This window comes from Pseudomonas flavescens, from assembly GCF_013408425.1.
GTDB classification, from domain to species: domain Bacteria; phylum Pseudomonadota; class Gammaproteobacteria; order Pseudomonadales; family Pseudomonadaceae; genus Aquipseudomonas; species Aquipseudomonas fulva_A.
Genome location: NZ_JACBYV010000001.1, coordinates 1,552,517 through 1,577,676, shown reverse-complemented (window position 1 = coordinate 1,577,676; position 25,160 = coordinate 1,552,517). Strand labels below are relative to the sequence as shown.

Sequence of the window (25,160 nt, the reverse complement as noted above, 5' to 3'; positions counted from 1 at the left end):
ATTATCTACGGAGCGTTCTTCATGCCTACAGTCACCAGCAAAGCCCCGGAATTCACCCACACCAGCAAGAGCGGCACACACAACGTGCAGCTCGAATTCATCTGGGCAAACGAATCGGGCGGCGTCGCACAAGCGGTCATCGCCACATTTCACGACGACGCAGGCAAGCCGGTCAAACGACTCAGCGTGCCAGGTCCATTCAGCGAACCCGGCAGCGCACGCAAAGCAGTGATCGCCAAGGCGAATGCCTGGTTCGATCATGGACGTGAGTGAACGAACTGACGTAGCGGCTCATCATCAGCAAGGTCCCAGTCAACGATCAGCAGTCGTTGTCGTCACTGACGCTGGACTGAGGAAAGGCCAAATCTGGTGATGAGAGCCTCTGATGTGCGAAACCTTAGGTTCGCATAATGTATATTATGTTAAACGACAGGCCATACCATAAATTTTCATGAGCTATCTTAGGCCTTGATTCAACGAATTCGTTTTCGGCGTCGACATCACACGGCTCACACCACGCGCCTTGTTGCAGGAAAGCAATGCACTCACAGTTGATGAAACAGATGGACTCCGCTATCTAGACTAGGCTTTCACCGATCTGCTCGAGAGACTCGATATTTCCCAGGACGTCTTTCCAGTGCTCTCGACTCACCGAGAGTCATTTTTCAGCAGCACTGCCAACAGCTCAGTCCGAAAAAGACTTAATATCGTGTCCCGTATCAGTTGACCACTACACTGCGCCAATGAGCGTGCAGTCGAATAAGGCGCTTCACCTGCGCCAATACCATGCTTCATGGTTCGCAAAGACTGCCCGTCGAATATAGCCACCATCCAATTTCAGTGGTTATAGTCTCAGCCACACTAGGATGGGCAATGAATACATGACCTACGCACTGATAGACAACGCCACCCTCACTGCCGTCCAGCGCGCCACCGGCGCGGTGGCGGTCAAGACCAGCGATACGATCAATGGAGACCTGTGCGCGTTAGAGAATTTCCTGCAAGGCAACCTCTTTTACGACGACCTCCTCTGCATAGACAACTACAAAGCAGATCACAGAGAAAGCCGCAAGCAACAATTCCCCTATCTCAGGTTCTTGTCGCCTACCGAGTTCGGGCTGGACGGGGTTGATACGATCGCTCAAAAAGAAGCATCGCTGATTCGCCCTGAAATTCGCGGCGGCGAGTTCGTGGATGAGGACTTTAGTGCCCTTTTGGAGCAACTGAAAATGAACATGGTCTGCACCTGGGATCAAGCCTCCAGTGTGTATTACCTAACCATGAGGATGCTGGGCTACCGTGCGTCCGACGACTATGGCAAATACAGTGCCCTAAGCGCAGCAATCTTCGCAGAGTTAAGCGATGCAAGTGAAACGCGCGGACGTTGGTCGAAAGATGTCAAGCTAGTGGGTTCGGATGGCCACGAATTCAGCAAGTCAGAGTTCACTGGAGAGTATCCTGGCGCCTACGGAGGTCCCACCAAGCAACTGGAGATGTTCGTCGCCTCGCTGAACTGGCTCGCGTACAAATCAATTTATTACACGACTGCAGCCAAACACCTGAAAGCAGACTCATTCATTCATCCCATCAGGCATGCCTATCAAGTGCACTGGATGAAGAAAGCCGGCGCCTTCGGCCATGACTTCACCGCCCGCCTCTTGGCAAACCTCTCGGACAAAACCAGTACGAGCATTTCGGAAATCCAGTCGCACGGAGCAACTCAGACCGTCGCTTTGGACCTGCCCTTGTTCTCGGCATGGCTGACTCAATCCGCCGGAAGCGTTTCCGGTGCGATCGAGGCAGCTCGACAGATCCGCAGCGAAGACCATTTCGTAACGATGCGTGAAACCCTAAAGGCCATTCGAGTTGCCTTCGACGAGCAAGGGCTCGCGAGTGGAAACAAGCGCATCAACAAGCTCATGGATGATGTCGACAAGATTTGCGGCGACCTTAAACGCAGCTACGGTCTCAGGTCTGCCCAAGGTATCCAGGGCAGCTTTCTAATCAAGGCGGCAAGCTCTGTTACTAGTCTATTTGGGGTGTCGTTACCCGACCGGGATTTCGCTCTCTCCACTCCCGAGTTCATGAAGTCAGAGTCGACTAAGGCGTTTACAACGGTTGTCAAGGACATCACCAAGGAACTCACTGCCATGGAACGCTTGGGGGGGGTGCGGGATCTGATGGCCAGGTGCTTCAAGATTGAAGGTGAAGACTTCGGCGGGCCGAAGGTTCAAGAACCAAAGTTCCGATGGGTGAAGTCTGGGTGGCAGATACCTATGTGAAGTAGAGTTGCCTGCGTATTTTAGGGGCTAACTAAGCCCATCGTTCATATCACAGTATATAGTAACCATCCCATTAGTATTAAGGACTTTACAAAATCCCAAGAAAGCCAATCGGCGCCCTTCGAAAATTGAAATCCTGTAGGGTTCCCAGCCATCTACGGAGAGGAATTTTGTGATGGCAAGCCCGCAATCCGACTCCCTGAATGATGAACAAGTGCGTTCACTTTTAGCTTATTAAGCCAAATGCAGCGGGCTTATGAGCTGCTTACGAACATCTGACATCGCCCACTTGTTCAATTGGATATCATGCTATCTGAGACCATGCATCAGATGCTGGGCCCGAGCATCGTCTTGGGCAGCAGCCTGATAATCCTCAACCCCAAGACGAATGGACGCTACAGCATTCTCAAGCATCGACAGGACGTATCTCCCCAGCGAATATGGGCATAGGTAGTTGGTACTTCTAGTCCTCAGGCAGCTCTTGCAGCGCCCAAGTCAGAATTGGTGGTGGTGGACTTGCAACGACCGGAGCTGCGCCTACTTCGCCAACGGAACCAGATACGACAACAACTCCCAGAGGCGGCCCCAATGTGGCATTTCCATCCTCTTGATCCGCAGGCGGCTCTTCGGGATCCAGGTCGACAAAGTGATCCCCCATCATCATTCGATAATGATCCATGTGGCCCATCTCCCTAAACACCTTGTAGAAGATCCTCATGTAGCTGGACGCCATGGTGTCCCCAATCGCCACATAGAGCTCATCAGGTGAATAATGAGATCCATCGTTGACCCAACTAATCAGAGACTGGCATTGCGTTTTTTCATGCCCCTGGAATTTCTCAATCAACTTCTGAGTGTTGATTCCGCCCAGAATTTTAAAATAATTCTCCAGAATTCTGCGCATTGTATTCTGAATGGTCAGCGCAGAAACGGGTGCTTTAGTTAACTCAGTCCATAGCAGCTGGTAAGATGTCCTTATCGGGTTTATGACATGAGACTCTACGAGGGAGTAATCAGCAGGCTTGCGAATGATCCAGAACGTCTCCTCAGGTCGGGCCTTGTCCGCTTTACGCTCTGGATGAAAGGTTATTTCCTTGTGAAAGTGGACGTTATGCGTCAGCACAAAAATCTGTTTCAGATTGCTGCCTTTCTCACGCACCTCATGGAACAGTTGCTTAATCAGACTGCTGACGATAAAAAGCACATCGCTATCTAAACTCGACACCGGGTCATCAATGACCACTATACGATCACTGCTTATTCCAGAAGTGGTTATGCTGCCCTTGAGCAGGTGATAGAAATAGAGAAATGTAACAAACGTCTTTTCGCCTTCGCTAAGCGTGGCCTTAGCATCACTTCCATTACCTCTAATAAGTCGATACGCATTATTTTCGCAAGCAGGATCAAGGGAGAAGCCCCTAAACCCGAAGTCCCTGAGGATTTTATTAATTGCGTTGACGGTAGGTTTTACACTCGTAAGGGACTTTTCAATCTCAGAAATTTCAACCTCTGCAGCTGTAATGTCCAAATTTGCTTTCCCTAGGCTCGTATTAATTCCCGCTATGGCTTTATCGAGACCATTGGCCTCCTTTTCATAGTCGGCGAGTGTGTCTTTTAGCTCCACCTCGACAAGATATTTCCAAACCTCAGCTGCCAATTTTTTCTGCTCGACCGTCAACCCTGCCACTAACTTATTATGTTCAGCCACCTTGGCATTTGCTGCCTCAATCAAGCCAGTAATGCCTGCCTGAATACTTGAAACCGTTTCAAGCTCTATAGCTGAGCTAGGGCGAGCGAGCTTGTTCTCCAAGCGTTGCCTATTAACTTGAATTATTGAATTTAAAGTCTGAAACTCAAGATCGAGTTTTTCTTTATCAAGATGAGCGCATGCAGCAGCTATAATACTATTGGCCTGACTTAAGATTGAATCTGCAGCCGCATTATAGTTTTCGCAATATTGCGACAGCGCTTTTGTATCTAACTCAAAGGTTGCATCAAAATAATCTTCGAGATTCTTCTCGAAGTCATGAGGCAACTTTTGTTGGCAAAAAGGACAATCATCATCGGTGTGCTCAAGGAATTTCATGCCTTGGCGAACCCAATCACTACTGCCCAAAGATTGGATCATCGCTGATATATTTACATCCTCCTTACCCACTATCTTCTTGGTTAAAGAAGGATCTTGCTCATAGGCTATTAAGCGGGACAGATCAAGACTAGCAACCCCACTCATTGGTGAGGGAGCCTCCCCATAAACAACCTTCGCTTTTTTCTTTAGACTCTCCAGGTCAACCAGAGTAGAGGTGTTGTTTTTCTTTTCAAGCAGGACTCGGTTTTTGAAGCTTTCCCTGTTGTTCCTTACGCCAACGAAAGCATCCTGAAAGTCTGCATCGTGCTTTACTTTTTGCTCCCAGCACTTTGCGACCAGTTTCGCTTCCAGAGTATTTTTCTCAGCATTCTTACCACCATTGCCATCTACACCGCCGAGCGCCTCTAGCGACTTGTTTCTGAATTGATCATGACGAACCCTTTCTTTCTGAAGTTCATCTAGGCGATCAAGCTGCGCCTGCTGAGCCTGGCCTAGGGTAAACACCCCTTTAAATTGCTTGGAATCAGTGAAGTTAGTGGTAATGAAATCGTTGTTATACACATGCGCTGGTATTGGATTGTTCTTCGACCAAATCACTTGGGAGGTAGAAGAAATTTGCGGGTTTAATATCAAACGACTGACGGTTGTCTTCCCCGCGCCGTTGGCCCCGTAGAAATAATTAATTGCCTTTAAGTTCGAGAGAGTTTCGGGCTTTGTGGGGCCGTAAGTTGCAATATCGCGCAAGGAAATCGACTCAATCATGTCTCGCTTCCGTGTTGAGACAGTGGCCATTTCAAGCCACAGCTGGTTCAAAATTCGGTGAGCAAGGCACTGGGAACGACAGCCTTGCTATGGTCAGTCGCATGATGGCGAATGGCCTTCCTTAGCATAGGCTTCCTTCGGCTTTTGACAAGTAATCTAGAATGGTGCGTCGGTCGTCTTCGCCACACGCCCACGCGACTGCTTCCGCCCTCCTACCTCGATCTAAGCCGGCACATGGTGGCTCGGATGCTCCTTTCATTCATTAGCCCTGAGCCGGTACACCTATCAGGGCCTGAACGCGCTCCCACCGCTGGATGAACGGACGCGGGATCTAAATGCGCGCTTGGAAACAAATGCGAACACGAGATTTACGACGCCGAGAGCTGAAGCACATGCGGCACAGTTTGTGACGTCTTCCAAAAAGGGAATCTTCTCCACCTCAGTCCGAGCGGCTGAATTTTCCAGTCAAAAACTTTCGAGACTGAGTCTGATATCCGCTTCTTTGGCTAACTCCACAATCTGTTGGACGCGCTGGGCTTCGACGACAAAGCCTGCGTATTCGTCCCCACCCGTATTCATGTACAGGTACCGCATTCCATGTTTTTGAAGCCAAATATCAAACTCGGCCAGCACGTCAGACATCGGCTGACTACCGTCGTGCGTATAGGCAAAGGGAGCCGAAATACCACTAGCCTGAGCGAGAATGGGGGCCAAATACTCAAAGCTATCGAAACCCCGAAAATCACATACCATTAATGTGAGCTGCTTTAATTTCTGGCCACGCTTATCATCGGTCAATCCTCCGTAAAGAGCCGCTTCGGGGCAGTCACCCTCTTTTAGCTTTCTTAAGATGCGCCGCTCCAGCCTTCCACGCTCTTCTCCTGGCATGCGGATAAGCAGCAGCTCCAGCAGAGACTTTAATGCACGACGCTGCTCGGGCTGCTCGGGCAGCTCAGGTCTCAGTGCCTTAAAGCATTCCCTGTCACTAAGCTCAGTTGTTTCGGGCGGTGGCATAGTAAAGCGTCCACCGAATAGCCGATCCCATATTCCCATATTCCCATATTCCCATATTCCCATATTCCCATATTCCCATATTCCCATATTCCCATATTCCCATATTCCCATACGCTACAGCCAAATCTGCGTTTTTTCATCCCACGCCTTTTCGACGAACAACCTACCCTTGGTAGGTTTTGTGCCATTTCCTGTGCTAGCTTGAACGCCAACGTTGGTTTTCCACCTGCAACAGGAGGCAGAACAATGCCATTAGATCCGATACTGCTGATGGGCGGCTCCGGCGCGATCGGTCGCCAGACGGCTCAATCATTACGTGCTGCATACCCCGACCTTCCCCTGCTGATCGGCGGCCGTGACCTGGCCAAGGCGCAAAGCACCGCAGCGGAAATTGGCGGCGCCGAGGGCGTGGTGATCGATCCAACGCGGGGCGATCTTGGCCTGAGCGAGCGCCAGGTCAGTGCCGTGGCCGTGTTCTATATGGATCATTCGATCGCCGGGCTGCGTTTCGCACAGGCGCGCGGCGTTCCTCACCTGAGCATCTCCTCAGGCGTTTTCGAGATAGCGCCGGAAATCGCGGCCTTCATGCACACGCCCAACGCTGCGGCGGTCGTGCTCGGTTATGAATGGCTGGTGGGCGCCACCACGGTGCCGGCGCTCGAACTGGCCAAGGCATTCAGCCGGGTACACGAGATTCGCATCGGCGCGCTCGTCGATGAAGAGGACGCTGGCGGTCCTGCGGTCGCCGCTGACTTCGAGCACTTGAACAAGATGTTGCCGGCCGCCCTCACCCGCAAGGATGGGGTCTATGTGTGGCGCGCAGGCGATGATGCCAAGGCTGTATTCCGCGCCATCGACGGTACCGAAATCCAGGCAACGGGCTTTTCATCGATAGACGTGGTGGGCTTGGCCACGGCCACCGGTGCACGCAGTGTCGAATTCAACCTGGGCAGCGGCGTGAGTTCGAGCCGGCGTGCGGGGCACGGGTTGTCGACTGAAATCATCATCGAGCTCAACGGAGAGGACCATTCAGGCCAGCAGTTGAGCACGCGGCACGCCGTTTTCCACCCCGAAGGGGCGGCGCCACTCACCGCAATCGGTGTCTCCCTGATCCTCGATCGACTTGTCGGGCTCGATGGCAAGCCGCCCACCGCGCCTGGCCTGTACTTCCCCTATCAGGTTCACGACGCTGCCGCCTATCTGGCACGGCTCGAGCGTGAAGGCGGTCGGATAATGGAGCTGCAGGTTCCGTGACGGCTTTTGTCTCCACGTCTTCCCCGAATATCGCTGCGCTCGGTACAGGCCATGGCCAGAGGCACGGCGGCACTCGGGATGTGCCCGAATACCTAACGAAGGTTGCGGGCGAACAAGGCCAGCATGTCGCGCCACCCCTCCTCCGCTGCGCGTTCATCGTAGACGGGGAAGTCCGTCATCATCCAGCCATGGGCGGCGGGATAGGTTCGGGTGGTGAAGCGAACCTGGGCGTCCGCGAGCGCCTTTTCGAGCCGCTCGGCCATGGCCGCCGGGTAACTGGAGTCGTTCTCGGCGGCACCGATATAAAGCTCGGCTTCAAGGGCCGCCACGTAGGTATGGGGACTATCGGGTGCATCGCTGGCCAGATTGCCGCCATGGAAGCTGGCAACCGCTGCGAATCGATCCGGCCAGGTGCCGCCGGCTGCGATCGCCATGCCGCCGCCCATGCAGAGTCCGACCGCGCCGATCTTCTGCGTCAGAACACCTTCATGTGCATCGAGGTAAGCGAGAAACGCATGGGTATCCTCGACCGACTTGGCATTGCCGGTAGTCGCCATCAGCGGCCCGAGGATGGCACGCACGTCGCCCTTGAATACTTCCTTGGGGTCGAGTGGGCCATAAGGGCCGTAGCGGTAGAAGATATCGGGCAGCAGAACGGCGTAGCCGGCCTCCGACAGCCGCTCGGCCATCGCCAGTGCAGCGGGCCGAATGCCGCCCGCGTCCGGGTAAAAGATGATCGCCGGGCTTGGTCGTTCGGAAACCGGGGTAAACAGATGCACCACGCAGTTGCCATCACGCGTGGAGAGGCTGGCCTGTTCGTAAGGCATGTAGATGCTCCTTTGATCGAGTGCAGGGAAAGGCCGTGGGGCTCGCTGTGCTCAACCGCAGGCTACATGGTCACGACCATGTAGCCCGGCGTTGCGCGAAGCGATGCCCGGAACAGCTCTTTCGAACGCATCGAACCCAGGCAGTTCGCGCAACCCGTTCTGCCGTTCGTCACGGCACCCCGGCAGGCGCTAGGTAGCGATGCGAATTCCCGCAGCCTTGTATTGCGTGCGGATGGCCTCATCGATGGCATCCACGAAACGGTTGGCCGATATGGTGAGTGGCTGCCCTGCGATCCGATGCACCGCTTCCACGACCCTGGCGCGTAAGTCCCTGTTGGCGAACAGCTGAACCTGGATGATCAGGTTGCCCAGTGCGCAGAACTCGGCGATCAGCTTGCGCTGCAGTTCGAGCTCCCTGGCCATCAGATCAAGCGCCGAAATACTGCTCAGCACGGCCTCGGCCGACGCCAGTTCAGCATTGCTCAACGCGACCTTCAGCGGAATGCTCTTGAATTGGCGTAGGAACTCGTACAGCTGCTGGAGATGCGTTGTTTCATCGAACTGCAGCCAGGCGCCCAGGCCCCTGAGGGTTCCGCATTCATGGGGGTACCAGGCCTTCTCGGTGATGGCGCGCCCGCGCTCGTCCCTGCCGTGCTTTATGGTCATGTATTCCCACATCACCTTCAGCGCATTGCGTTTCCAGCGATCGACCAGCACCGGCAGCAGTTCAGCGGGGAGCATCTCCAGAACGCTGCTGGCCTCGGCCTGCAGGTGCTTGAACGCCTTGAGCAGGTCTTTCGCACACAGGGTGAGTTCCTCTCTTCGCTCCAGCAACGCCTGCACGCGCTGGCGGCGCAGTGCATCCTTCTCCGCAGCGGTGAGTCGCTTGAAATCGTTCTGGACCTGCTCATCGTCCAGCCCCAAGTGCTTGAGCGCGCAGCAGTGGCCAATCAGCACCAGTTTGTTTTCCGTGGTTTCCACCACGTAACCGCGCTGGTGAGCCGTATCGCAGCACCTGCTGTGCTTGAGGAACTGACAGCGGGCATCGGAATTGATGAGGTTGTAGGAGCGCAGCGGGCGGTGGTAGGTGTCCTTGATGAAAACGTGGCCGTACTCGATATCGAAGAGCCTGTTGAGCGCTTCCAGGGTATCGATCTCACTGATGGTCGAGGCCGTGAACACAGGGTTCTCCAGGTTGATGCTCATATACGTGGACGCGTATCGGGGCTGCAGCGGTCGTGGCTGGCGCCACTGCTGCCCCTCATATCCCCACCCTTCCCATTTGCATCTCTGCCCGCTGCAACCGTAGCCGCTGCAAGCGTTCTACCAATGAGCGATAGCGGGCCGTTTCGCTGAAGGCTTCTGCTGCCTGCTGTGAGCCGTAGATGCTCAGGTGGCCGGATTCATCGAGGCCAAACGGGACGTTGTCGCGGGTCACGTCGGAGGGCGCGCCGCCGATATGGAACAGGTCGTCACGGGCCAGGAACATGATGTTGGCCACGTCGCTGACCTGTGCCTGCAGCTCGGCGTTGGCCAGGCGTGCGGACACATCTCGCTGCTTGCCGTACTTGCCGATATCGAAGGGAATGTCGAAGAGCAGCGTGCGGGCATAGCGGTCCGCAACGTTGACGTCGAAGTTGGTCGGTGTCGGCATCACGACCAGCAAGGGCGCCCTCCCCGACGTCAGCTGTATCGCATGATAGACGCCATCCATTTTCTGCTGGTTGCGGATCACGCCCCAGGAGCCGGCAAAAATGATCAGGTCGTATCGCTCGATGCCAGCCTTCAGATAGGCGCGATTCAGCTGGCACTGCTCATAGGCGCGACTGCTGGTCGGCCCGGTGAAGGCCAGGCCCTCGGAAGGAAAACACCAGTCGCTGGCCACCGATTGCACGTCGATGGACAGGGTATTGCCGATGGCATCCCAGAACGGCGCGTAGTGCCCCGCGAAGGAGTCGCCGATCAGCAGCGCCTTGAGCTCGCCGTCCCGTGCACCGAGGCGGCAGAGTTGGCCGCGATTGCCCACCGGCAGCGTGGTGATGGTCTCCACGCTGTAGAAGCACCAGCCATTGGTGATGATCGGCATCGACAATTGCGCCGAGGCCTGGCGAAAGTTGGCTGAGAGACGAACTGGAACGCCGCTGGCCACCACCGTCAGCATAGCCGCGAGCACTACGCCGAAGAGCATGCCCAGCTTGGCCGCAGGCTGGGTACGTCGTAGCAAGCCTGCGCTGCGGGTGGCGCCAAGTTCGACGAACATGTAGGAAAGATGCCCTGCCGCCAGCGACGCCAGCATGCCGATTGCCAGCCACGCTGGCTGGCTCTCCAGGCTGAAGTAATCCAGCCACACCACGATGGGCCAGTGCCACAGATATACCGAGTACGAGGTGCGCCCCAGATACTGGGCAATGCGATTATCGGTCAGCGCACATCGTTCGTGCGCGGCGGCGATGAACAACGCGCTACCCGCCACGGGGACCAACGCCAGATAACCCGGCCACAGATCCTGTTCATTGACCAGCAACGCCGCCGCCAGAACCAGCGCCAGGCCCACCCAGGCCAGCGCACGACGCTGAGTCACTGCCAGCGTCAGCGGGAACAGATACACCAGCGCGCCGGCTAGCATCTCCCAGACTCTCGCTGGCAGCAGGTAAAAGGCTCCGGATGCCGAGTGCAGCGAACCCAGTACGGCGATGACCAGTGACAGCGCAGCAGCAGCAAGAATCACCCAGCGCCAGGCCGCGAGGCTGGCGAAGCGTGCCAATACGGCCAGCAAGATCGGATAAAGCAGATAGAACTGCCACTCGGTCGACAGCGACCAGGTGTGCAACAGCCACAGGTCATGAGCGCTTTCGTGAAAGTAGCCGGCCTCTTTCCAAAACAGCACATTGGAAACGAATGTCAGCGCGGCGATCACCTGTTTGCCCAGGCTGACATACTCCCCCGGCATCAGCAGGAACCACCCCACCGCAAGCATCGCCACACAGAGCACCGCCAGCGCCGGCACGATGCGTCTGCAGCGCTCCAGATAGAAGGTGGCGAAGCTGAATCGACCCGCCAGGCTGCGTGAGACGATGATCCCCGTCATGAGATAGCCCGAGATCACGAAGAACACATCCACGCCGATGAAGCCGCCCGAAACCGGCGCAACACCGAAATGAAACAGCACGACCAGCAAAACGGCTACGGCACGCAGGCCGTTGATATCCGATCTGAATTGCATACCACGACCTCCTGTCGAGCATGCGTACCTGGTGAGGGCACCACTACGTGGGTTGTGTGGAAAGTACTACCGTGGGTATCGCGGTTTACGAATTGGCCCAAGCAGCGCTGTGCGCAGGTCTGGTAGAGAGGGCATTTAACGAAAGGAAATCGGGCTTCTTGGCCCGTGATGCGCGACTACGGTTCCGTGGAGTGCGCACTGCAGAGGAACATTCCTGCTCCCTCGGAGCAAGCGAATCCGCCAGCGCAGCGCCTCTGTGCGACGGGCTGTGTGGTCTGGCGCTCATTGAGCGGGATGGGGTAACCGCGAGCGGTCAGTGGGTAACTGGCGGGATTTGCCCAGGGCGCTGCCAAGGCAGGCCCTGGGAAATCGCAACACGCTGGACGGCTCGAGTCGAGCACCCAACGCAAACGTGGATTACGGCGAGGTGGCGGTGATCTTGACCATTTCGTTGGTCACGTCCGGTAAGCCGCCCTGGGCAGGAACGAAGGTTTTCAGGAGTCGGCCACCATAAGGCCCCTCGGATGCGAACCAGCTCTCGATGACGGCCAGATTCCGTCCATCCTTGCCGGACGTGGGCCCCGAGGAAATCTCGTTGGTGAACTTGCAGGTATCGAAGGTGCCCAGCGGGGTCGTGATCTTCTCTCGACCGATGTAGGTGTGCTTCTCCGTGATCTCGGACTCTACGCCCGGGCCGGCCGTGACGGTTTTACTGAGGTAGCTGACCGTAACGCTTTGCCCAGGTTGAAGATCGATCGGAACGGCCGGTGGCGGGATGTTGTAGGTAGTGACCAGTGAAGCACCGCTGCCGTGTTGGCTGCCATAGCGGATGATCTTGCCATCCACGAGGTCAACGAAGACGTAACCCGTGAAGGCGGGGGCGTTATTGATCAGCGTCGTTTGTGCCTGAACCAGCGGATTGGCATCTGCGAATGACTGACGGCCCCGGGTTTCGGTTTTGTTGTGCCCCAACACGTCGGGCGCGTTACTGATCCGCGCCTGCGTTTCGACCACACTGCCCTGACGGAAGTCTGCCTCGGCAATGCAGGCACCCGATGACGCGTCACTTGCCGCCGATGAACCCGCGAATGCCCCGCTCCACGCCACGACCATCACAGCCGCGACGCGCGTCGTTCGCATGGGGGAACGACGTTGCCAACTGATTTCACCCATGAAGCGCCTCTTGTCTGGTAGCAATGAACGCCCTTTTGCCTGGCACTCGCTGCGCGAATCGCTCGGCTGCGTCAGGGTAAAGACAAACCATGAAAACTATCAGCAGCTCCAACAGGGCTCAATAGCACAGATGTGCTGCACCACTGCCCTCTCCGCCCACCACGCCGGATAGCCTGATCGATGAGCCGGAGAGGACTTTCAGCAGTCACAGCACGCTGGCAAGAAACTCGCGCAGGCGCGGGTGTTGAGGATTGTCGAGCAGCGTACGGGCGTCACCGCCCTCCACCACCTTGCCGTTGTCCATGAACACGATATTGTCCGCCACCTCCCGGGCAAAACCGATTTCATGGGTCACTACCACCATGGTGATGCCCGAGTGCGCCAGTTGCTTCATCGCCTGCAGCACTTCACCGACCAGTTCGGGGTCGAGGGCGGATGTCGGTTCGTCGAACAGCATCACGTCGGGCTGCATGGCCAGTGCCCGGGCGATGGCCACACGCTGCTGCTGGCCGCCGGACAGCTCGCGCGGCCAGGCGTGCGCGCGGTGCGCCAGGCCCACCTGCTCGAGCAGTTGCATGGCACGCGCTTCCACCTCGGCACGCTTCTGACGAAGGATGCGCATCGGGGCGTCGACGATGTTCTGCAACACGGTGCGATGCGGGAACAGGTTGAACTGCTGGAACACCATGCCGATACGCTGGCGCTGCTGGGCCACGTCCTTTTCCGGCAGCTCGTACAGCGCCTGGCCCTTGCGCTGGTAGCCGATCAGGGTGTCGCCGACATGGATGGTGCCGCCGTCGAGCTTTTCCAGGTGGTTGATGCAGCGCAGCAGGGTCGACTTGCCGGAGCCGGACGGCCCGAGAATCACCGTCACCGAGCCGGCGGCGATGTCCAGGTCGATGCCGTGCAGCACCGTGTTGCCGGAGAACTGCTTGTGCACGCCCCGCAGGCGGATGGACTCACTCATGCTTCGGACTCCTGCGTGCCCTTGTTGCGGCGCAACCAGTTGCTGCGTGCCGGGCCATTGCCGCGGCTGAACCACACTTCCACGTAATGCTGCAGCACCGACAGCACCGAGGTCATCACCAGGTACCAGGCGGTGGCCACCAGCAGCAGCGGAATCACTTCATAGGTGCGCTGATAGATGATCTGCGCCGAGTAGAGCACGTCCTGCAGTGCGATCACCGACACCACCGCGGTGGTTTTAAGCTGGCCGATCACCTCGTTGCCTGCCGGCGGCAGAATGGTGCGCATGGCCTGGGGCAGCACCGTCTGGCGGAAGATCTGCCCAGGGCGATAGCCAAGCGCCTTGGCGGCTTCCAGCTGGCCCTGGCCGACACTCTGGATGCCGGCCCGGATGATCTCCGCCGCATAGGCGGACTGGTGAATGACCAGCGCCAGAACCGCCGCACTGAACGGGCTGATGATCTCGTTGGTGGCAGCGCTCCACACCTCGCCAACGAACGGCAGGCTCAGCGACAACTGCGGATAGAGCGCGGCGATGTTGTACCAGAGGAACAGCTGCACCAGCATCGGCACGGCCCGGAAGAACCAGGTGTAACCCCAGCTGACACTGACCAGCACCGGATTGGAAGACAGGCGCATCAACGCCAGCAGCGTACCGCCGGCGAAGCCGAAGACCACCGAGATGACCGTCAGCTCGATGGTCATCAGCACGCCCTTGAGGATCGACTCCTCCGTCAGGTTCTGCGCCACCACGTCCCATTCGAAACGCGGGTTGTTGACCATCGACGTGGCCACCAGCGACAGCAGCAGCAAGACGATCAGGGCGCTGAACCAGCGCCCCCAGTGACGGTGTTTGACGATGCGCAGCCCGGCGATGTCGTCGTCAGGCCGTGGGCTCATTTGATGTTTTCTTCGTTGAGACCGGCGGACTCGACCGCACCGAAGCCGATTTCCCACTTGTCGAGAATCTGCTGGTAGGTGCCGTCCTTGATCAGCGAATTGACCGCTGCCTGGATCGGTTTACCCAGCGCAGAGTCCTTGGCCAGGGCGATGGAAACGATGGTGTCCTCGATGGTGATCTCACCCGCCAGTTTCAGCGCCTTCACCTGGCTGGCCTGGTAGCGCAGGCCTTCGTACGGGCCGAAGAACATCGGCACACGGCCACTGATCACCGCCTGCACGCCAGCCGGACGATCCGGGAAGATCGGCACGTTGATGGCCGGCTTGCCATCGGCCACGCAGGCTTCGCTGGCTTGCTGCAGACGGGTCACCTGAGAGGTGCCGGCACCGGCACCGACGGTCTGCCCACACAGTTCCGGGAAGGTATTGAACGGCCCCAGGTTGGCATCGCTACGGCCGATCAGCGCCAGTTTGGAGGCATTGTAGTAACCGATGAAATCCACCTGTTCGAGACGCTTGGCATTGGCGTCGATATTGGAGATCGCGGCATCGTAACGCCCGGACTTCAGGCCCGGAATGATGTTGTCGAAACCGCCGGTATCGCGCAGCTCCAGCTTCACGCCAAGGCGATCGGCAACGGCGCTGATGATGTCGATTTCACGCCCGGCCAGGGTCTTGTTGTCGGCCTGGTAGAAGGTGGTCGGCGGTGTGTTCGGGTTGGTGCCGGCGATGATGCTGCCACGCTTCTTGATCGCTTCCGGCAGGCTGTCGTGCAGCGCGGCATCGGCCTCCGGCTTGGCGGTAGCGTTGAAGGGCACACCCTTGTCGGCGGCAAAGGCGCCGGACAGTGGCAGCAGTGCGAATGCAGCAGCGGTCAGTGCAGAACGTTTCATGGCTTATTCCTTCTCGGTTGCCAGCGGGGCAACGGCGGCAAAGTTTTCTTCAACGGGGGGCAGGCCGAGGTTTTCCCGCAGCGTGCTGTATTGGTATTCGCTGCGGAACAGGCCGCGGCGTTGCAACTCGGGAATCACCAGCTCGACGAACAGTTCCAGCTGGTCAGGCAGCACGGCGGGCATGATGTTGAAACCATCGGCACCGCCCTGCTCCAGCCACAGCTGGAAGTCATCGGCGATATCTTCCGCGGTCCCGACCACCACACGGTGGCCGCGCGAGCCAGCAGCCACCGCAGCCAGTTGGCGCAGGGTCAGGTTTTCCCGGGCGGCCAGCTCGGTGAGCAGCTTGACGCGGCTCTGGCTGCCTTCGGTCGCGGGGATTTCCGGCACCGGGCCATCGAGCGGATAGGCGGTCATGTCCACCCCGAAGCGGGCAGACAGCTGCTCGATACCGTTGTCGATATCCACCAGTTCATTGAGCTGGTTCCAGACTTCCTGCGCCTGCTCGCGGGTGCGCCCGACAATCGGCATCACCCCCGGCAGAATCAGCAGGTGGTCGGCGTGGCGACCGGCGTCACGCACGAACTGCTTCTGGCTCTTGTAAAACGCCTGGCCTTCTTCCAGCGAAGACGCCGCGGTGAACACCACCTCGGCGGTTTGCGCCGCCAGTTGCTGGCCGGCAGGCGAAGAACCCGCCTCGATGATCACCGGGCGGCCCTGGGGAGAACGCGCGATGTTCAGTGGGCCCTGCACCTGGAAGTGCTTGCCCTTGTGGTTGGCCGCGTGAATCTTGCTGTCGTCGGAGTAACGGCCAGTGTCCTTCTCACGGACGATGGCGCCCTCCTCCCAGCCGTCCCACAGCTTGAAGGCCACATCGAGGAACTCGCGAGCCATTTCATAGCGGTCGGCGTGGGACGGCAGGTCTTCGCGGCTGAAATTGCGGGCCGCGTCGAGGGAAAACGACGTGACCACGTTCCAGGCGCCACGCCCGTGGCTGATGTGGTCCACCGAGCAGAGCGCGCGGGCCAGGTGGAACGGTTCATCAAAGGTCGTGGAGGCCGTGGCGGCCAGGCCGATGTGCTTGGTTTGCACGGCCAGCGCAGACAGCAGGGTCAGCGGCTCGAGGCGTGACATGGTGGACGGCAGACGATGCACGCTGGTAGCCAAGGCGTCGCCGACGAAGAACATGTCGAACTTGCCCGCTTCCGCGGTCTTGGCGATCCAGGTGAACCACTCGACATCGGTGGGCGAACCTTTCGCGCCCTCGGCACGCCAGCCACCCACGTGGTGCCCCAGCGCCTGCACGAACAGGCCAAGGCGTAACTGACGGGGCGACGTTTGTTGCACGGACATAACCAATCCTTATTGAAAGCCAACGAGTGAGATCAGGCGATGCAGCGCGGCATCGTCTGCAAGGCGTAGATCCTGACTGATCGCGAATACTCGCTCATCAGGCAGCGATCGAAGATTCTTGTGCAGCTTGGCCTGCACGTCGGTGGGCAGTGCGGCGGTCTGCTTGCGGGTCACGCAATGGCTGTGGGAAGACCCATCGGCCATGAACAGGGTGACCCGGTGAAAGCGCAGGTCCGGGTCGAGCTCGTCCGCCGGCGCATTCAGGTCCGGCACGCGGCGCACCCGCGCAGCCAGTGCGGCAATGGTCGGCTCGACCGCTGCCTCGCCGTAGCGTTCGAGGGACACCGCACCGTTGATCAGCGCATCGGCGATCACGTACTCCAGGCTGAAGCGCGCCTCCACGCCATTGACCGGCGCGATGATGTTCGGCGCGGTATCGGCACCCGGCGGGAAGCTCACTTCGATGCGCTGCACGGCGTCCAGTTCAGTGTCGATCCGCTCGCGCAACACGAACGCCGCCTCGGCAGCGCTGTGGGTGCCGCCGCAGGTGGGGTAACGCTTGAACTCCAGCCCCGGCGCGATGATCCGCCATGGCTCGCCCCAGCCCGCCAGCAGGTCAGCCGGCTGGGCCACGCCGAACCCGAGCGTGGCGAGAAACGCCTCCAGCACCCCTTGGCGCTGCGCCGCGAACCTGCTACGGGCCAGCTCGACGCTGTTGACCGCACTGCGCGCCGCATAGCCGGCATGCAGCGCCTTGGCAGCAGAGCCGAACTGGGCGCGCAGCCCCGAAGCCTGAGTAGCGGCAAGGCCGATGGCGACCTCGGTCTGCTCCAGGGGCAGGCGCAGCAGGCGGCAGGCAGCACCGGCGGCGGCAATCCCCCCCAGGGTCGCGGTACTGTGCAAGCCAGCCGCGTAATGACGGGTGCCAATGGCCTTGCCCAAGCGGCCGGCCAGTTCCACGCCGACCACATAGGCATCGAGAAAATCGTCAGACGCCTGGCCCGGATAGCGTCCGCTCAACGCCAGCAGTGTGGAGAGCACCACCGTGGAGGGGTGCCCGCGAAACGTCGCGTGATAGTCGTCGAAGTCCAGCGCATGGCTCATGTAACCCAGCTGCAGCGCCTGGTTCTCCGTACTGCCCGCTGCGGGGAACACGTCGCGAACAGGCACCAGCCCGGAATCGGCAAGCACGCCGAGCTGCACAGGCAACAGGCAGGCAAAGTAATCCATCACCCCTTCACGGGCATGCTGACGTTCACGTTCACCTGGATGGATGTCGAAAAGCGCCTTGGCCAACCGGCCGCTAAGGGAAGTGTTCAAAAGGCACCTTTAAAAGTAAGGCTTTGACCTACATCAAGATTTTTTAACCACCGGGCATTTTCCTTGCCTGTGAAAAGCGCCGCAAATATCCAAAAGCTATTTGCTTAGCGCCAAAAGACATAACCAATGAAGCGCAGCCACAACCTCGGCAGGGCGTCGGACTAACCGGCACGGCATGCCGAGCGCCTTCGATCCCATCGCCATTTCATGTCAGGATCGCCCCTGGGTCTCGCTGCGCTCGACCACATCCTGCAGGGCCGTGCCAGTCGCATTTGCTGTGCTTAGGGACTACCCTAGCGCTATATGGCCGAACGGAGCCAACATGGCGGACACACCACAAGCCACTGGTTTACGGCTACCAGCGGATGCCCCTCTCGTAAGAAAACTCGGTCACGAGCTCATCGAATTCCTGCCGGTGGGCGTTTACCTGTGTAACGCCGCTGGCAATCTGGTCACCTACAACCCTAAAGCGGCAGAGATCTGGGGCGAATCGCCAGACCTGAGCAAAGGGCCCGTCATGTACTCGGGCGCATACCGTCTGCGCAACGAAGATGGGGTTCACATCCCCCACGACCAGTCCCCCCTGGCTGCGGTCCTGCGCACCCAGAAGGCGGTTACCAACCTGCGGCTGGTGGTCGAACGGCGTGACGGCAGCCAGATTCCAATCCTCGCCAATATCGTGCCGCTGTTTGGCAACGATGGCGCCATGCTTGGCTTCATGAACAGCGTTCAGGATCTGCGTCAGCACGCTGCACAGGCGCAAGCGCAAGACAACCTGCAAAGCGCGCTGTTCCAGGCGCAGAAGATGGAGCTGGCCGGCAAGGTCGACAGCAGCGTCGGCAAGGACTTCACCAATCAACTGACCAGCCTGTCGATGAGCCTGTCATTGATGGAGAAGGAAATACTCAGCGGCGGGTCCGAGCAACTGCGCGCCTACTACACGCTGTGCAAGGAAGCCACGGATCGCATCACGGTGATGGCCGAGGAGCTGCTGCTGGTCGCACGCACACGCCGCAGAAAGCTCCAGCGAGTCGATCCCAACCAGATTCTGCTCGGCATGAGCGCGTTGATCGGCAATGAGGTTGGCGAGCAGATCGCCGTCGATCTCAAGCTGGCGTCGGACACCTCCTTTCTCAAGGCCAACAGGCAGCACCTCGAAAGTGCCATTCTCAACCTGGTGGTGAATGCGCGAGAGGCGATGCCTCAGGGCGGCGTGTTGACCCTGAGCACCGCCAATGCACACCTCGACCGCAGCAATTTCCCCCACCACAACGCCAATTTCAGACCGGGTCGCTATGTGGTGATCGATATTGCCGACAACGGCACCGGCATCGCGCCCCACGTGCTGGAACACATCTTCACCCCCTTCTACACGACCAAGGCGGCTGACAAGAGCCCAGGCCTGGGGCTGACGATGGTGAAGGGCCTGGTCACCGACATGAATGGCCAGATGGTCGTGGAGAGTCGGCTGAACGAGGGCACCAGCGTCAAGCTGTACTTCCCCTGCTATGGCACCGAGCACTCCCTGGCGGTCAAGGGAAGCGAAGAAGGCTGAGCCCGTGAGCGGATGGCTAGCGGCGCCTCCGCTTGCGGCTGCCGATCTCGATCCAGGTCGGCGCGTGATCGCTCGGGTGCTCCTCACCGCGAACCCAGGTATCCACCCCGGCAGATTCGAGATAGGGAGCCAGAGCGGGGTTGAGCAGCAGATGATCGATGCGCAACCCCGAATTGGTCTGCCAGTGGCGCCTGAAGTAATCCCAGAAAGTGAAGATCTGCTCGCGGGGATGAAGATGGCGAACCGCATCCACCCAGCCCTGATCCAGCAGCCGCTGGTAGCACTCACGGCTTTCCGGCCGCAGCAAGGCATCCTTCAACCATGAGCGGGTGTTGTAGATGTCGACGTCGGTCGGCACCACATTGAAGTCGCCGGCGAGCACCACCGGGTGTTCGAGGGCCTGAAGGGTCTGGGCATGCTCGATCAGGTGCTCGAACCAGGCGAGCTTGTAGTCGAACTTCGGACCTGGGCGTGGATTGCCGTTCGGCAGGTACAGGCAGGCCACCACCACACCATGCGCCGCTGCCTCGATGTAGCGAGCCTGCTTGTCCCATTCCGCGCCCGGCAAGCCTCTGCGAATCTCCAGTGGCTGCGCATCGCGCGCCAGGATCGCCACGCCATTCCAGGCAGTTTGCCCCTGATACACCACGCCATACCCCGCCGCCTCGATGTCCTTGGCCGGAAACGATTTGTCAGGCGTCTTCAGCTCCTGCAGGCAGACGACATCCGGCGCCTCGCGCGCCAGCCAGGCCAGCAGGTTCGAAAGCCGCGCGTTGATGCCATTGATATTGAAGGTGGCGATCCGCAGGCGCTTCATCGTGTCGTCCTGATCATTCGTCGTAGACGTATGACCCGTTGCGGCAGGGTTCAGTCAGGAAGAATGATCCGGGTGTCAGCGGGCGTTTTCGGCGAGGTCCGAATCAACCGGAGGTGGCGGCTCGATGACGGCCTGATTGGTAATACCGAAGGGCACATGCACCGAGGGAGCGACCGCACTCGCTGACTTGAGATGCCCTGGCTGATCGTCGAAGAATATGTGCGGTTTCAACACCGCGAGCACTCGTCCCTTCTCGATTCCGCCGAGGAAGAATGCGTCGTTCGCCATCACGCCCCAGCTTTTCAGGGTGGTCATCGCACGCTCGTGGGAGGGTGCATTCCGGGCAGTGACGATCGAGACGCGAATCCGGTTCTCATAGCCAGGATTGAGCTTCTTGTGTTGCTCTTCTACTGACTGGATCTTCGAGATCCTGACCATGAACTCTTTCAATGGCCCTGGGTGATGGGGCTGCATCACGTTCTTGACTTCGTGAGCGTGAAACTCGGTCAAACCCGCTGACTGCATGACCGCCTCGGCTTCATCACCAGCCAGCACGCCATCGAAGTCGAACGCAATACGCAGGCTTTGGTCGGTCTCGTCATCGTCGAACCTGGACTCGAGCATCTGCCCCGCTGGGTAACCGGCCTTGATTGCCGACTCGACATCGGTTTTGTCACCCGACAGAAACAGCGCGATGTTCAGAGCAGGAATGTATTCATAGGGTGACTTGCCCTGCATGAAAATGGCTCGGGTCATCGGCAACCCGTAGTGCTCGATGGTCTTCATCACGCGTAACCCGGTGTCCGGGTCGTTCTTCGAGAGCAACACCACCTCTACCAGGGGGTCGGCCGGATCGGCGCTGAGGTCATTGAGCGATAACAACCGCTTGATGAAGGGGTAGGCAATGCCTTTGGGCAACGGGTTATCCAGATTCAGCTCCTGGAATTTCCGGTAATTCTCTTCACCCTGGCTCTGGAATACCGAGTCCGACTCCTGCAGGTCGAAGACAGCACTGGAAGCGACGCCGATTACCAGGCGGCCATCTAATTCATAAGGCACGTTGCACTCCTGAAGCACAAATGAATCCGGGAGCAATAGCGATGAGCCGCCAAGAACCCATGAGGAAACGCCCTGCAGAGCGCTTTCCTAGCGCCCAACCCTCTGCGCCAGTGCCGCCAGCATCGTGGTGGTGTAGCCCTGCTCGCCTTCCGGCAGTTTGCGGAAGTGTTCGAGCAAGTCCTGCTCGGCGCCGCTGATGCTGTTCGCGGCCGCGGGCCGGCGCTCGCCGGTCACCACGTACAACACATCCACGCCCAGGCGCTCCACGGCGGCCAGGTAGAAGGCGTCCGGGGCGCCGGCGCCTTTTTCGTAGTTGATCTGGGTGGTTTTGCCCACGCCGCCGACAGCCCCCATATCGGTCTGGTTGAGACCCAGGCGCGAGCGTTCTTCCTTGAGACGAATTCCAATTGTCAAATCAAAGCACCAATTGTCAACTTATTGAACCCGTAAATTTGACTGGTCCATTTTAATGGACCATGCTTACCGCTCATCACCACATGCAATGGCACGAATCCACACCACTATGCCGACGCCTGCCTTACCGGGCAAGGGTTCGAGGCCACAATTGGCCGTTTCGGAAAGGGGGGCTGAAAACCAGGCAACCAGGCATGTAAACCAATGGCGCTCAAGCGTTGAGCGCAGCCGGCAGGATCCGTCATCACCGCAATGACGGCGTTTCGAGATGTTCGAGGAGCATAAGGAAATGCACTATTCAGCGTGTACAACAGGGCACCCCTTTGCCCGCGAAAACGGCCTTACCACCTCCGCACAGGAGGTGCGCCATGACTGAGCCACGCAGCCGCATTGTTCGATTCCCCCGGCGGCACAGCCCTATCCCCAAGAACTACGTCCCACCTCGCGATGCCCAGGGCGATGCCGAGCTGCGTGCAGGCATGCTGACCGATCTGTTCGACGAACTGATCAGCAAGAAAGGCGAGTATCCGGAAGGGCTGCAGGTGCTCGCGGCATCGTTGTTCGGCAAGGACCTGCTCGATGAGATGGTGGTGCTCTACCGCCAGGCGCTGAGTGAAGCACGGGGAGATGACGACCCCGAGTGAACCGCCCTGCTCTACCAGAGGCCTGCGAGCTGGCACCTGAGCCCGGGTTACGCACGGAAATCCAGCAGGCACTTCACCGGCTCGCGGGCGTCAGAACCGGAACGGCTCACGTTCAGAAAGGCAACCCTATGTCCGCAATACTCAAACAGCTACAGGGTGACGATATCCCGGCTGAATACCGCCACCCCGATCGAGACACCCTGTTCCAGGTCGTTGCCGATAATGGCGAGGCGTTCATGTTCACCAGTGAGCTGGATGCGGCTGCCAAGGTGGTCGAGCTTACCGAGCGCGAGGCAAAGCCCTAGGCCGCTGGCCTGAAGCTTCTACGCGCGCTAGTTACTCAGGCCCGCTGGTGTCGTAGCGACCCGCCATCTCGGCCAGTGCATGGACCATGGTGCTGGTGTGCTTGCGCTGATCATTTTCCAGCCGCCTGAAATCCTCTAGAAGCCTGGCCTCAAGAGGCGAGATGCTGTCGGCACGCTCCAGTTTGTGCTCACCGGTGATGACATAGAGAACGTCTACACCTGCATCTACAACAGCAGCAAGGTAAGCGGCATCAGGAAAGCGCGTACCGTTTTCGTACTTGCCTTGTGCATTGGCTTTGACGCCACCCAGCTCACCAAAAACAACCTGCGACATTCCCAGTCGCTCACGTTCTTCGCGCAGGCGAACTCCAATACCAGTCATTTGAATAGAATTCCTTATTGACACCACTCTATTGAATGGTAATCTCCTAGTTACTGGATGCTTTTGAATGGACTCGAATGATGCATGCCACCCGTACCTCAGCACAAGCAAGGGCGTGGATCGACGTTACTTCGGCAAAAGGCTTTGCCGAGGTGACCATCCTCGATCTGCACGCCGATCATCTCGCCCAACCTCTTTTGTTCGACGAAGAATCGATCACTTGGGAGGGATGTCATGACTGATTCGCGCCCTCCCATCCCCCCCTTCCCCGGCCGAAAACGCCCCACTCCCAGGCCCGGCAGCCAATCACTCGATGCCCAGAGCGAAGCCGAGCAACGCGCGGACCTGCTGCTCTGTCTGTTCAACGAGCTGCTCGGCAAGAAGAACGAACGCACCGACAGCCTGGAGATACGCGTGGCTTATCTGTTCGCCAAGGACCTGGTCGAGGAACTGGTCGCCCTCTATCGCCAGGCGCTGCGTGAAGCGCGAGAGGGCCACGACGGTGCCTGAATGGCCCAATGGGCGTCGCTGGCAGGGGTATCGGCACGCGGTCCCCCAGGCCCGCGAGAACGGTACAGGAGTCTGATCGGAGCACCTTACATACCGAGCGATAATGCAATAACATAACATTTCAAGTTACGTTAGCTCGGAAGCGAATGATCATGCATAGACGTCAACTACTGCACTTCGCCCTGGCCGGTATCACCCTCCCCTGGGCCTTGGCCGCATCCGCCTCGCAGAAAATCCTCCACGCTCGCGCATGGGACGATGGAGAGAAACTGAGGCTGGTATTCGAATTGAGCGGCCCGGCCAAATACCAGATTTTCTCCCTGAAGGCCCCGGAGCGACTGGTCGTGGATCTCACCGATACCGGCATTCTCACCAGCCTCGACGGGCTGTCCGTCGGCAGCCGGGTGGTCAGCGCCATTCGCAGCGGCGCTCAGTCGGCTGGCACGCGCATCGTGCTCGATCTGAAGCAGCCTGCCCGGGTGGAAAGCTTCCTCCTGGGCCCAGCCGGCAGTGAGGGCCACCGGCTGGTCGTGGACCTGCACGGCAACGCCCCCGTCATGCCGAGAGTCGCCGAGCAGCAGCCCGCCGACAATCGCTCGCTGCGGGACGTGGTCGTGGTGATCGACGCCGGGCACGGTGGCAAGGACCCTGGCGCCCTGGGCAGCCAGGGCGAACAGGAAAAAGTCGTGGCCCTTGCCATCGCCAGGCTGCTTGCGCAGAAGCTCAACCGCCAGCGTGGCTTCAAGGCGCAACTCGTGCGCAACCAAGATGTATTCGTTCCGTTGCGAAAACGGGTAGAAGTCGCGCGCCGCCACAACGCCGACATCTTCATTTCCGTGCATGCCGACGCCGCACCCCGCAAGAGCGCATCGGGAGCCTCGGTATTCGCCCTGTCGGAAAATGGCGCCACCTCGACCACCGCACGCTGGATGGCCGAGCGTGAAAACAGCGCGGACCTGCTCGGCGCCAGGGATCTGCTTTCGCTCAAGAACAAGGACCCGGTGCTGGCCGGGGTACTGCTGGACATGTCACTGACGTCCACCATCACCACCAGCCTGGATCTGGGCAAGACCATTCTCGATGATGTAGGCAAGGTTGCCGGCGTCCATCAGAAACGCGTCGAACAGGCAGGTTTTGCCGTTCTGAAGTCGCCGGACATTCCCTCGATCCTGGTGGAAACCGGCTTCATCTCGAACCCCGCCGATTGCCGCAAGCTCTGCGACCCTCTTCACCAGAAGCGCGTCGCCGAAGCCATTTGCAACGGCGTGCAGAAACACTTCGCAGCTCGCCCTCCGGTGGGCACCTTCCTCGCCAGCCAGAAAGAAAGGTCCGTCATCTGAGCGCTGTCAGCTAGGCATCAGTCCCCCAAGGCAAGTGGCCAGCCGCGTGCATCCCGAACATGGGAGGCATTCGGCTGG

The 25,160-nt window shown here is 58.8% G+C and carries 24 protein-coding genes; 9 read left to right on the top strand and 15 right to left on the bottom strand.

Going from position 1 to position 25,160, the window contains the following annotated elements; all coding sequences use genetic code 11:
• Window positions 1-21 precede the first annotated feature (21 nt).
• Together FHR27_RS06960 and FHR27_RS06955 are read left to right on the top strand one after the other, a co-directional pair.
• Window positions 22-273 carry a hypothetical protein gene (locus FHR27_RS06960; protein WP_042552669.1) on the top strand — a complete coding sequence of 84 codons (252 nt, stop codon included), beginning with the start codon at window positions 22-24 and terminating at the stop codon, window positions 271-273.
• Between the two features lie 608 nt (window positions 274-881).
• Window positions 882-2,282, top strand: coding sequence for a hypothetical protein (locus FHR27_RS06955; RefSeq protein WP_179538159.1), 1,401 nt, complete (start codon window positions 882-884; stop codon window positions 2,280-2,282).
• Between the two features lie 463 nt (window positions 2,283-2,745).
• Here FHR27_RS06955 and FHR27_RS06950 read toward each other — a convergent pair whose 3' ends face one another.
• The gene (locus tag FHR27_RS06950; protein WP_179538158.1) at window positions 2,746-5,133 is read right to left on the bottom strand and encodes an AAA family ATPase; all 2,388 of its coding nucleotides are present in this window, start codon (window positions 5,131-5,133) and stop codon (window positions 2,746-2,748) included.
• Between the two features lie 465 nt (window positions 5,134-5,598).
• Entirely contained in the window at window positions 5,599-6,258 is a 660-nt protein-coding gene (locus FHR27_RS06945) for a DUF6630 family protein (protein ID WP_257026845.1), read from the bottom strand.
• Window positions 6,259-6,348: 90 nt separating this feature from the next.
• Here FHR27_RS06945 and FHR27_RS06940 point away from each other — a divergent pair, with 90 nt between their 5' ends.
• On the top strand, window positions 6,349-7,401 hold the full coding sequence (locus FHR27_RS06940; protein WP_257026844.1) for an NAD(P)-dependent oxidoreductase: 1,053 nt from the start codon (window positions 6,349-6,351) through the stop codon (window positions 7,399-7,401).
• A gap of 92 nt (window positions 7,402-7,493) precedes the next feature.
• Here FHR27_RS06940 and FHR27_RS06935 read toward each other — a convergent pair whose 3' ends face one another.
• The 9 genes from FHR27_RS06935 to FHR27_RS06895 form a co-directional block, all read right to left on the bottom strand.
• Entirely contained in the window at window positions 7,494-8,228 is a 735-nt protein-coding gene (locus tag FHR27_RS06935) for a dienelactone hydrolase family protein (protein WP_179538157.1), read from the bottom strand.
• 189 nt (window positions 8,229-8,417) lie between these two features.
• Window positions 8,418-9,434 carry a hypothetical protein gene (locus FHR27_RS06930; RefSeq protein ID WP_179538156.1) on the bottom strand — a complete coding sequence of 339 codons (1,017 nt, stop codon included), beginning with the start codon at window positions 9,432-9,434 and terminating at the stop codon, window positions 8,418-8,420.
• A gap of 55 nt (window positions 9,435-9,489) precedes the next feature.
• The gene (locus tag FHR27_RS06925) at window positions 9,490-11,451 is read right to left on the bottom strand and encodes an acyltransferase family protein (RefSeq protein WP_179538155.1); all 1,962 of its coding nucleotides are present in this window, start codon (window positions 11,449-11,451) and stop codon (window positions 9,490-9,492) included.
• A 417-nt stretch (window positions 11,452-11,868) separates the two neighbouring features.
• Complete coding sequence (locus tag FHR27_RS06920; RefSeq protein WP_179538154.1) at window positions 11,869-12,624, bottom strand: hypothetical protein; 756 nt, start codon at window positions 12,622-12,624, stop codon at window positions 11,869-11,871.
• Window positions 12,625-12,829: 205 nt separating this feature from the next.
• Complete coding sequence (locus FHR27_RS06915; RefSeq protein ID WP_179538153.1) at window positions 12,830-13,591, bottom strand: amino acid ABC transporter ATP-binding protein; 762 nt, start codon at window positions 13,589-13,591, stop codon at window positions 12,830-12,832.
• On the bottom strand, window positions 13,588-14,490 hold the full coding sequence (locus FHR27_RS06910; RefSeq protein WP_179538152.1) for an amino acid ABC transporter permease: 903 nt from the start codon (window positions 14,488-14,490) through the stop codon (window positions 13,588-13,590). Before FHR27_RS06910 ends, FHR27_RS06915 begins: the two co-directional genes overlap by 4 nt.
• Complete coding sequence (locus FHR27_RS06905; RefSeq protein ID WP_179538151.1) at window positions 14,487-15,383, bottom strand: ABC transporter substrate-binding protein; 897 nt, start codon at window positions 15,381-15,383, stop codon at window positions 14,487-14,489. The genes FHR27_RS06910 and FHR27_RS06905 overlap by 4 nt, the downstream gene beginning before the upstream one ends.
• A gap of 3 nt (window positions 15,384-15,386) precedes the next feature.
• On the bottom strand, window positions 15,387-16,736 hold the full coding sequence (locus FHR27_RS06900; protein ID WP_179538150.1) for an LLM class flavin-dependent oxidoreductase: 1,350 nt from the start codon (window positions 16,734-16,736) through the stop codon (window positions 15,387-15,389).
• 9 nt (window positions 16,737-16,745) lie between these two features.
• Window positions 16,746-18,056, bottom strand: coding sequence for an MmgE/PrpD family protein (locus tag FHR27_RS06895; protein WP_218878459.1), 1,311 nt, complete (start codon window positions 18,054-18,056; stop codon window positions 16,746-16,748).
• Between the two features lie 322 nt (window positions 18,057-18,378).
• Here FHR27_RS06895 and FHR27_RS06890 point away from each other — a divergent pair, with 322 nt between their 5' ends.
• Entirely contained in the window at window positions 18,379-19,611 is a 1,233-nt protein-coding gene (locus tag FHR27_RS06890) for a two-component system sensor histidine kinase NtrB (protein WP_179538149.1), read from the top strand.
• A gap of 16 nt (window positions 19,612-19,627) precedes the next feature.
• Here FHR27_RS06890 and xth read toward each other — a convergent pair whose 3' ends face one another.
• From xth to FHR27_RS06875, 3 genes are all read right to left on the bottom strand, one after another.
• On the bottom strand, window positions 19,628-20,428 hold the full coding sequence (gene xth, locus FHR27_RS06885) for an exodeoxyribonuclease III (RefSeq protein ID WP_179538148.1): 801 nt from the start codon (window positions 20,426-20,428) through the stop codon (window positions 19,628-19,630).
• Between the two features lie 75 nt (window positions 20,429-20,503).
• Window positions 20,504-21,487: a 5'-nucleotidase gene (locus FHR27_RS06880; RefSeq protein ID WP_042556510.1), complete on the bottom strand. Its 984-nt coding sequence runs from the start codon at window positions 21,485-21,487 to the stop codon at window positions 20,504-20,506.
• 87 nt (window positions 21,488-21,574) lie between these two features.
• Window positions 21,575-21,901, bottom strand: coding sequence for a helix-turn-helix domain-containing protein (locus FHR27_RS06875; RefSeq protein ID WP_042556509.1), 327 nt, complete (start codon window positions 21,899-21,901; stop codon window positions 21,575-21,577).
• A gap of 368 nt (window positions 21,902-22,269) precedes the next feature.
• Here FHR27_RS06875 and FHR27_RS06870 point away from each other — a divergent pair, with 368 nt between their 5' ends.
• Together FHR27_RS06870 and FHR27_RS06865 are read left to right on the top strand one after the other, a co-directional pair.
• Window positions 22,270-22,545, top strand: a complete 276-nt coding sequence (locus FHR27_RS06870) for a hypothetical protein (protein ID WP_042556508.1) — start codon at window positions 22,270-22,272, stop codon at window positions 22,543-22,545.
• A gap of 128 nt (window positions 22,546-22,673) precedes the next feature.
• Window positions 22,674-22,850 (top strand): hypothetical protein, encoded by a 177-nt coding sequence (locus FHR27_RS06865; RefSeq protein ID WP_156152808.1) that lies wholly within the window; start codon window positions 22,674-22,676, stop codon window positions 22,848-22,850.
• Window positions 22,851-22,881: 31 nt separating this feature from the next.
• On the opposite strand, the gene FHR27_RS06860 is transcribed toward FHR27_RS06865, so the two are convergent.
• The gene (locus tag FHR27_RS06860) at window positions 22,882-23,232 is read right to left on the bottom strand and encodes a helix-turn-helix domain-containing protein (RefSeq protein WP_042556507.1); all 351 of its coding nucleotides are present in this window, start codon (window positions 23,230-23,232) and stop codon (window positions 22,882-22,884) included.
• Between the two features lie 80 nt (window positions 23,233-23,312).
• On the opposite strand from FHR27_RS06860, the gene FHR27_RS06855 reads away from it, so the two are divergent.
• The 3 genes from FHR27_RS06855 (at window position 23,313) to FHR27_RS06845 (ending at window position 25,082) form a co-directional block, all read left to right on the top strand.
• Window positions 23,313-23,474, top strand: a complete 162-nt coding sequence (locus FHR27_RS06855; RefSeq protein WP_156152807.1) for a hypothetical protein — start codon at window positions 23,313-23,315, stop codon at window positions 23,472-23,474.
• A complete protein-coding gene (locus tag FHR27_RS06850; RefSeq protein WP_179538147.1) occupies window positions 23,467-23,742 on the top strand; it encodes a hypothetical protein in 276 nt (91 codons plus the stop codon). Before FHR27_RS06855 ends, FHR27_RS06850 begins: the two co-directional genes overlap by 8 nt.
• A gap of 152 nt (window positions 23,743-23,894) precedes the next feature.
• Window positions 23,895-25,082 (top strand): N-acetylmuramoyl-L-alanine amidase, encoded by a 1,188-nt coding sequence (locus FHR27_RS06845; RefSeq protein WP_179538146.1) that lies wholly within the window; start codon window positions 23,895-23,897, stop codon window positions 25,080-25,082.
• Window positions 25,083-25,160: the final 78 nt, after the last annotated feature.